The 8421-nt window shown below is 34.6% G+C and carries 10 protein-coding genes and 1 riboswitch; of the genes, 9 read left to right on the forward strand and 1 reads right to left on the reverse strand.

Annotated elements, in window-relative coordinates; genetic code table 11:
- The first annotated feature begins 482 nt into the window (after positions 1 to 482).
- The 6 genes from CD003_RS19010 to CD003_RS19035 all read left to right on the forward strand — a co-directional run bounded on the left by CD003_RS19010 (position 483) and on the right by CD003_RS19035 (position 5228).
- Positions 483 to 920 (forward strand): hypothetical protein, encoded by a 438-nt coding sequence (locus tag CD003_RS19010; protein ID WP_096202816.1) that lies wholly within the window; start codon positions 483 to 485, stop codon positions 918 to 920.
- A gap of 65 nt (positions 921 to 985) precedes the next feature.
- Positions 986 to 1069: riboswitch (cyclic di-GMP riboswitch) on the forward strand.
- Between the two features lie 134 nt (positions 1070 to 1203).
- Positions 1204 to 1962, forward strand: coding sequence for a prepilin peptidase (locus tag CD003_RS19015; RefSeq protein ID WP_096202817.1), 759 nt, complete (start codon positions 1204 to 1206; stop codon positions 1960 to 1962).
- Positions 1963 to 1984: 22 nt separating this feature from the next.
- A complete protein-coding gene (pilM, locus tag CD003_RS19020) occupies positions 1985 to 2974 on the forward strand; it encodes a type IV pilus biogenesis protein PilM (RefSeq protein WP_096202818.1) in 990 nt (329 codons plus the stop codon).
- Positions 2974 to 3558, forward strand: coding sequence for a hypothetical protein (locus CD003_RS19025; protein WP_096202819.1), 585 nt, complete (start codon positions 2974 to 2976; stop codon positions 3556 to 3558). Before pilM ends, CD003_RS19025 begins: the two co-directional genes overlap by 1 nt.
- Positions 3555 to 4298 (forward strand): type 4a pilus biogenesis protein PilO, encoded by a 744-nt coding sequence (pilO, locus tag CD003_RS19030; RefSeq protein WP_096202820.1) that lies wholly within the window; start codon positions 3555 to 3557, stop codon positions 4296 to 4298. Before CD003_RS19025 ends, pilO begins: the two co-directional genes overlap by 4 nt.
- Before the next feature lie 48 nt (positions 4299 to 4346).
- Positions 4347 to 5228: a copper amine oxidase N-terminal domain-containing protein gene (locus CD003_RS19035; protein ID WP_096202821.1), complete on the forward strand. Its 882-nt coding sequence runs from the start codon at positions 4347 to 4349 to the stop codon at positions 5226 to 5228.
- A gap of 87 nt (positions 5229 to 5315) precedes the next feature.
- Here the strand turns inward: CD003_RS19035 and CD003_RS19040 are convergent, their stop codons facing one another.
- The gene (locus CD003_RS19040; RefSeq protein WP_096202822.1) at positions 5316 to 5480 is read right to left on the reverse strand and encodes a DUF1328 domain-containing protein; all 165 of its coding nucleotides are present in this window, start codon (positions 5478 to 5480) and stop codon (positions 5316 to 5318) included.
- Between the two features lie 186 nt (positions 5481 to 5666).
- Between CD003_RS19040 and CD003_RS19045 the strand changes: the two genes are divergently transcribed.
- From CD003_RS19045 to CD003_RS19055, 3 genes are all read left to right on the forward strand, one after another.
- Entirely contained in the window at positions 5667 to 6410 is a 744-nt protein-coding gene (locus CD003_RS19045) for an HI0074 family nucleotidyltransferase substrate-binding subunit (RefSeq protein WP_096202823.1), read from the forward strand.
- 177 nt (positions 6411 to 6587) lie between these two features.
- Entirely contained in the window at positions 6588 to 7667 is a 1080-nt protein-coding gene (locus tag CD003_RS19050) for a hypothetical protein (protein WP_096202824.1), read from the forward strand.
- A gap of 228 nt (positions 7668 to 7895) precedes the next feature.
- Positions 7896 to 8162 carry a glutaredoxin family protein gene (locus CD003_RS19055; protein ID WP_096202825.1) on the forward strand — a complete coding sequence of 89 codons (267 nt, stop codon included), beginning with the start codon at positions 7896 to 7898 and terminating at the stop codon, positions 8160 to 8162.
- Positions 8163 to 8421: the final 259 nt, after the last annotated feature.

The raw sequence follows: 8421 nt of genomic DNA on the forward strand, positions 1-8421 counted from the left end.
AGTAAGTAGGTCTTTATCTGGTGTCAGACACTAAATATAGACAAAACGGCTGATTTTTTCCATGTAGTATGGACAGTTATATAAATAGAGTGAACGAAATAGATATATGGTGTCAGACACCAGATATAGACAAAATAGCTGATTTTTCCATGTAGTAGGGACAGTTATAAATAGAGTGAACGAAAGACCAACTAGAATTCTAGTTGGTCTTTCGTTTAGAAGTAAAATAGGTACTAGGTACCAAGATAAGAAAAAAACTTGAGATTTTCCACATGAGTTGGACAGATTTGAATCTACTAGTTCTTTGTCTATTTTATATTTTAATTATTTGTCTACGAACTATAGATTGTACAATAAAATTGGCAACTCCATATTAATAAATGTATATTAAGATTTTGATATATCATTCATAAGCCCCCATCGACAACTTACATATCCTGTAATATAATCAAGTTATCGAGCACATGAGAGAAGTGAGTAGGATGCCTTTTATAAGCAAAGATTCGAAATTTTATTCTTTTGTTGAGCCGTTGGTGTATTTCTTCCTGTTACTTTTCTTTTATATTGGTGGTTATTTTTTAGTGACTCATGCGACTTCTTCTATACAGGAGAGGGTTCATGAGTACAATGCTTCTCAATTTAGTAAAATAGTGAAGTTACATTTAGCAACTGGTGAATTGGAGCCAGTGGATGGGACTATTTATTTCTCTGAGTTGATTGAGTTAGGATTATTAGGGGATGATGAGGCCTTTGTATCAGATATTCCTATGCTTTCTACTATCAAATCATCTTACTCTCCTGCGTCCTTTGTCCGAGTAGTGAGAGCTGATAATCAACCGGAGCTGCAAGTTCGGTTATGTATGTCATCCATCGAGGATTGTGTACCAGAAAAGGCAGTGTACGACACGATAGAAGAATAAAACTTTAATTTACTATATGTAAATAACTGTTTCATAAATTATGCACGTCATGTACAATAATAGTTAATATAATAGGATGCTATGAACGGCTATCTCTAATTGGGCACTTGGATAGCTTGGAGCGAGTAGTGCAACCGACCAATTTTGCTTGAGGATAGCAAAGTTGGTTTTTTTTTACTATAAAGGTAGTCAATTTATAGCTTTTTTTCTAATTTAGGTAAAGATTTTTGTAAGTACATAGTATAATGGTCTTATAAGTTAATGGTAAAGGACGATAATTTGAATGGATGTATTTATCTATATTTATCTGTTTATATTTGGTTTGGTTTTAGGCTCATTTTATAATGTTGTTGGTTTGCGAGTACCGGTGGAAGAATCTATTGTAAAGCCACGGTCTCATTGTCCGAATTGCAAACGTACATTAACAGCTTTGGATTTAGTACCTGTTTTTTCTTATTTATTAATTAGAGGGAAATGTCGTGGTTGTGGGTTAAAAATATCTCCGTTGTATCCGTTAATGGAGTTATCGACAGGTCTTTTATTTGTCCTAGCTTATTATTTTATTGGATTGCAGTGGGAGCTTCTTGTTGCTTTATTGTTTATTTCTATGCTTGTGATTATTTTCGTTAGTGATGTTCGATATATGTTAATTCCAGATAAAATATTACTAGTATTTGCACCTATGTTTCTAGTTTTACGGGTATTCGTAGCCCCTTTATCTCCTTGGTGGGATATGTTATTGGGTGCTGTTGTCGGTTTTACACTTTTGTTTATAATTGCTGTTGTTAGCCGTGGTGGTATGGGCGGTGGCGACATTAAATTGTTTGCAGTGCTTGGACTTGTGTTAGGGCTACAAGATGTCCTTTTAGCTTTCTTCTTATCAACATTGTTTGGTACCATATTTGGAATCGCTGGGTTACTGACTGGGAAAGTCAAACGAGGAAAACCAATGCCTTTTGGACCATATATCGTTCTTGGGACGATTCTAACTTACTTCTTTGGTCAAGACATTATACAATGGTATTTTGATTTGTTATGGTAGACAATCGATCGGTGGTGTTTAGATGAATCTTTTTCAGTCAAAAAAAGACATGCGTACAAGTATCATTATTAAAGACCATGTTATTCGCTATGTTCATGCAAAGAAACCGAGCCTTGATTCGATTCGTTCATTTGGGGAGCGTTTCTTACCTGAAGGGGTCATTAGAGAGGGTCAAATTATTGACCGAGAAACGTTAGAGATTATTTTCGAGGAATGTATTGAGCATTGGAAGATTAAACGACATGCCATTCAATTCTGTGTACCAGATTCTTTTGTAGTCGTAAGGAATATATTGATACCAAAAGAAGTGGCAGAAGATGATATTCGAATGCATCTTCATATGGAAATGGGAGAGTCGATTCACCTCCCTTTTGAAAACCCATCTTTTGATTTTAAGCTGTTAGGTGAAAAAGATGGACAGAAAGAGATATTATTAATTGCTTCTCCAGAAAAAGTCGTTATGGAGTTGTATGAATTTTTATCTGAATTAAAGCTTCAACCGAATGTAGCAGATGTTTCGTCACTTTCGTTGTATCGTTTATTTACGAAAGTCGATAAGGCACTTTCGGACGAGCATTTACTTCTTGTGCAGCTTGACCGTTCATCTATTAATCTAACAGTTTTCTATTCACATAAGCCAATGTTTACACGTCATTTTCGTTTAAATAGTGATGATGAGAAATGGGCAATTAAAGGTGATGTGGAGATGGAAAGCTTAGTTTGGGAAGGTGAAATTGAGGAGATTGATGGACAAGCAGAGGAGTTAATTACTGAGGTGGAACGAGTGATGAATTTTTATCGTTTCTCTGTTCATAAAGGAAAAGAAGGAGTCAACCGGATTGCGATTACAGGTGACCATCCTTACTTAGAGCGAATGATAGACATTTGCAAAGAAAGCTTTGATTTGCCAGTAGAAACATTATTAGATGTAGAGATTATTTCAGCTACAGGAGCTATCCCTTATCAATTTCATGATACTGTCGGACTGATGCTGAAAAAAGAGGTGCGCTAATGTTAGTAGAAGTGAACCTGTTACCAGAAAAAGAGAAACGTGATTTAACACCAGTTATTATAATCCTTATTATTGGAATTTTATTGGTAACTGCTACTATTGTCCTATCCTCCCTACATAGCTCAGTATCTACAGAGGTTACTGAGCTAGAAAATGAGGTGCAAGAGTTGATGATATTATCAGAGACGACTAGACAAGAACTAACAGAGCAACAGACAAATAACATTGGACAGTTAGAAGAGGTTATCTCTGCGTTAGATAAGCAGTTGTTTCCAGCTTCTTTGTTACTTGACCATATAGTTAGTCTTTTACCAGAAAGAGGATTTTTCCTTAATTTTAATTATTCTCTACCAAATGAAGTATATTTTGATGCTAGTTTTGATAGGATAGAGGAAATTGCTCAATTTAGTAATGCTCTCTACTCGTCTGATGCAATAGGAGAAGTGCTTCTGTCCGATATTAGCACGAACCAGATACTTGATGATGAAGACTTAAACCGTGATGAATATTTACCACGCTATGTGGCTAGCTATTCTATTAAAATAGTTCCAGTTAGCCTACGAGAAATGAGGGATGAAAATTGAACCTATCATTTTCAAAAAAACATATCATTATTCTCGGAGTAGCGATATTCCTTCTGATTGCTAGTGCATTTTTCTTTTTTTCTCAATATATATCGCCAGCGATGAAAGAGAAAGAAGTTTTGGCAGCAGAAGTAGAATTTGAGAAAAGCCAGCTTGCTATATTACGGGACCAACAGAGAGACACGACTACAGAAGCCATTGAGACTAGTATTGAATTACAACGTAAATTACCTGTAAAGCCATTAGTCGATCAATTTTTATTAGATATTTCTCGAGCAGAAGGACTGTCAAACAGTTATATTCTTTATATAGATATAAGTGAGGGCGGAGAGTTATCTTTACGTGCTACTGAGGATGGTGTTGAAGGTGAAACTTCAACTCCTGTAGAACAGAGCGAGGGTGAAGGAGGTCAAGAAACGACTCAAGAACAACAGGTAAATGTAGATATAGAGGGCCTAAAACAAATTACCCTCAATCTATCTGTACGGGCAAATCGTTATCAAGATTTAGCTCAGTTTCTTCGAGAGCTTGATAGATTGCCGAGGATTTCTAGTATTGATTCAGTCTCTTTTATAGGTCATGATGAACAGATAATGGTAGATGATGTCCATGATAGCTTAGAGTTTAATGTGACAGTCTCTACTTATTTTTATCCAGAATTACTAGAACTAGGGGAAGAAGGACCGAAAGTCGATTACCCTCGACCAAGTAATAAAGATAACCCGCTATATTCTAATTAATCGTTTGTCTTGTTTTTAAAAACTCTTATAAGGGAGGGAGTAGATTTAATGAAAAAGCTCATTATCGGGTTACTCGTAGTACTTATGATGTTCCCTATGTCTTATTCTGTTGGAGCTTATATGCCGATAACAGTGTATGTAGGTGATAAGAAGCTTAATTTCAATAACGACCCTATCGTTAGAAATGGTGTAACATTAGTTGAGTTTCGAACGATATTTGAAAGTCTTGGAATGTCAGTCAATTGGGACAAAAAAAGTTCAACTGTTACTGGAAAAAGTGGGAACACGACAATAAGGTTTACAGTTGGTAGTCAATATGCATTTGTCAATTCTAACCCAGTGAGGTTAGACGTACCCTCAAGAATAATGAATGGAAGAACGCTTGTACCTCTACGATTTGTTGGAGAAACGGTAGGTAAGCAAGTAACATGGGATGGAACAACAAGAACGATCTTTATTTTAGACCGTGGTTATGAATATCATAATAATGTAAATAATGATTTACTTACGATCGAGCAATTGAGAGGAAGTACATTTGAATTAAGAAACAAAGAGTTGGAAAGAGTCGGAAATGCTGTATGGAGACAGCTTGTACTAGAAAGAGGAAAAGTAGACGGATTGGCGATTAGGAACTTTGAACAGTATTTTAACACGTTCTTTATAAACGACCAAGAAAAAAAGGTAGAGTTAAGAAATAGCGATGAGAATGGTGTTTTTAGAAATTTACAAGTGAAAGTAAATCCAAATCCAAATGCAAGAAACTACATTCATGTTGTTGACGAAAACACGTTTGAATATCACTTACTTTGGACGTACGAAGGTAATTTAGTTAGTAATGATAGGCTTCTAAAAGGACAGCATTCATTTAAAGTCACCTTCCAAAGAGATGATGGTAGATATAAAGTTCAATCTTATACTCCGTTAGGATAATTGGGACTAGAAGTAAAAGGATACCTCATATGTAATCACATATTGAGGTATCCTTTTTTGCATTCCATTAAGTAATATTAACTATCATTAAGATCCTCTAAACAGTCCAAATAGTAATGAAATCACAAAAAGTACAAGGAATATATAAAAGATGATTTTCGCAATTTCAATAGCTGCTCCTGCAATACCAATAAAGCCAAAGAATGCAGCAATAACCGCAATAATAAAGAAGGCGAGTGCCCAGCCTAACATAATAATCCTCTCCTTTCATTGATATATTTATTGAATACCCTTCAACATGGCATATAAACGTTAGGGTTACTGGGGTAAAAACTTTGATTAGGTATTCTTATATTGATTAAGACTGAAAATGTTTGCTATGTTATAATATTGGAAATAATTATGTAGGAAAAGTCTATTGAAGTTAGTGGTGATAAAGTGAGTAAAGTTGAAAAATATGGATTAAGCAAAGAAGTTTTTTACGTTCTTATTAATATTTTTAAAGACTATTCAGATATAATCGAGAAAGTTATATTGTTTGGTTCAAGGGCAAGAGGAGATTATAAAGAAACGTCTGACATTGATTTAGCAATAAAGTTTAGAGAGAAAAATGACCAGATAACTAAAATAATAGATACTCTTTCCAATGAAAAAATTATCTATACGATTGATTTAATAGATGTCGATACAATAAGTAATGAAAAGTTAAAGAATTATATAAATACTGAGGGAAAAGTGATATTTTTAACCAATTCTAAAGGTGAGGTTATCGACAATATGAATAAAATAATGGACAAGTTAACTGATTTAGAAAAAGCAACAAGAAAACTACATGAAAGTTTAAGTAGAGATCCTAGTCAAGATGATATTGTCATTGATGCAACAATACAACGGTTTGAGTTTACATATGAATTATCATGGAAGTTAATGAAAGCCTTTTTAGAATATAATGGACATTTGGAAGTAACTAGTCCAAGAAGGACAATTCGGGTAGCTTTTAAAGAAGGTCTTATAACAAAAGGGGATGCATGGTTAGCAATGCTTGAAGACCGGAATAAGACTTCGCATACTTATGATGAAGAGACTGCAAATAAAATATATAACAGTATTAAATTACATTTTATTCAGCTTTTTGATGAACTACTAATTGAGATGAAAAAGAGAATAAATCTTGAGTTATAAAATAGGTGCTGGCTAATTAGTCCAGCACCTACGATTATTTTAGAGCTTATCAAACTACTAGATTCCATAAAAGTGCCTACATAAAAAATCTCTAATCTTCTCCAAAATCTAGTTCTATCATTCGAACCGATATAATAGAATATAGTATAGAGTGAGTGAACGAGGGGAGATGGTAGAGTGGACCAGGAGAAGCATCGCATATCAGTTCGATTAAATGGGAAGGAACGTCCATATGAAGAAATGGAAGAGACTAGAGAACCCCATTTGGATACAGAGGCTTTTGAGGATGTGTTTGAACCAGTTGAGAGGATAAAGCCGTTTGAACCAGAAGAGAAAAAGTCAAACAAGATTGTTGATTTTGGACGTAAATTAACAGAGCGAAATAAAGCTAAGGTTCCTTTTTGGGACGATGGCAATCGCGAGAAAAGTCCAAAACTCCCATATAAAAGGAAAAAGAAAAAATCAAAGAGTATCAAGTTCTCATTAAAGTCATTACCTGTTGGGTTGCTCGTAGCTGCTGTATCCGCGATTATCGTTGGAGTAAGCTTTGGCTTTATGGTGTTGACCGTATTCACAGGTGATTCTACTGCAACTAGCGGATCAGTTGTAGCAAATGGAACGATTGAGCTATTAAGTGGACAAGATTCTAGTACCATGCCTGATTTAACCTTTGAAGTCGTCCAAGGTGGAGCGTTTTCTACAATAGATAAGGGAACCGAAACTGTAAATGGGATTCAACAAGCTGGATTTGCAGCGACGTTACTTGAGAACAATGAGCCGTATTTATTGTTCATTGGAATTGGACAAGACCGCGAGCATGCGAATCGGTTGAGCCAATTTTATAGTCAACAAGGACAAGAAACATATATAAAGCCATACGCGATTTTAGGTTCAAAGGTTAATGTAGAAAATCAACAAACAATTGCTTACTTCCATGAAGGCGCTCGTCTTTATCAAGAATTAATGGCGCTATCAGTTGTTGAACTTGCAAATGGTAATTCAACAGTAACACTAGAAACTGTACAGTCTTATACTGCAAGCCTATTGGGAATGGAAGAAATCCAAGGTGAAAGCTTTTCTGTTTTAGCTGAAGATGAAAAGCAACTAGCAACTAAATTTTTTCAATCATTACAACAATCTGTAAACCATGTCTCAGCCTACCAACAAGCAAGCGATGAAATTGAGCTTTGGAAAATTCAACAATCATTATTACAAGCAATGGTAGTATACGAACAGTTAATTGAGAAATTAAACTAAAGAAATATTGCCATAAAACTGAAAAGAAATTTATGAAGCAGTAGTCGCTTCTTACATTGAAAAGCCTGCTATGAGTAACTTCTAGCAGGCTTTTAATAATTGGCAACATTTTAGTTTTATACTTTTTCCATAGTAAAAAACTAAAAAACTTTCAAAAATAGATTGAAAATTATAAGGATTTAGTTTATTGTATATTGTATACCAAGTAATGAGGAGTGAATAGATTACATGGCAAATAATGTTGTGTTATGGAGTTCGTATACTTGTAAACTATGTACAGATTTAAAAAACTACTTTGAAGAAAATAATATCCAGTATGAGAACAAAGATATGAAGAAAGATGACTCATTGCGAGACATTATCGAAGAAAAATACGGCGTGAGAAAAGCTCCAATAGTTGAAATTGGTGAAAAAGCTGTTGTTGGCGCTGGTCAGTGGTCAGAAGAAAACTGGAATGAGTTAAAATCATTACTAAACGAAGAAGCAGTAAAATAAAAGATTTAATAGAAAAATCAAATTATTCATTGACAAGATGAAGTGAATTTGGTTAAATAAAGATAACTTAAATTGGTATACCAAATACCAAATAACTAAAATGTTACTAATCTAAAGGGGGAAATACAAATGACAGAATTATTATCTCGTGAAGAGTTCAGAAGACAGTTAGAGGAAGCAATTAAAGGAAATCACAGTGAGGCAGCACCTTTTACAGTAGCATGGGCGACTGGGAAATTAACAAGAGCGCATTTTGCAA

Origin of the sequence: Bacillus sp. FJAT-45350, assembly GCF_002335805.1 — a bacterium.
In the GTDB taxonomy this organism is placed as follows: domain Bacteria; phylum Bacillota; class Bacilli; order Bacillales; family NISU01; genus FJAT-45350.